The organism is Onishia niordana (genome assembly GCF_004798965.1).
GTDB lineage: Bacteria > Pseudomonadota > Gammaproteobacteria > Pseudomonadales > Halomonadaceae > Onishia > Onishia niordana.
Map to the genome: position 1 here is coordinate 1 of NZ_SDSD01000088.1, position 267 is coordinate 267.

The 267-nt window shown below is 36.0% G+C and carries 1 pseudogene; it reads right to left on the minus strand.

The window, feature by feature from the left end:
• Positions 1-77 precede the first annotated feature (77 nt).
• Positions 78-267 (minus strand): annotated as a pseudogene (locus tag ETC27_RS18480) (cation acetate symporter); the annotation flags it as partial.

A 267-nucleotide genomic window follows, 5' to 3' on the forward strand; every position in this document is an offset into this window, starting at 1 on the left:
CTATTAATTAAAAACTTAGTTAATAGAAAATAATATAATAAAAAAAAGCCAACCCGACGGTTGATTTTTAGGAGGTTTTAGTGATCAATTGCCTCACCAGCACCTGAAGGAATGCTGATCTTTTCAACTAGATCTTGAATCTCTTGTGGTGGTTCTGAAGTCATTCTTGAACTAACTACTGCCACGATTAAGTGAAGTAATGTTCCAATTGTACCAATACCTGTAGGTGCAATTCCTAAGCAGTAATCTTCTTTCGCTCCACCTAAG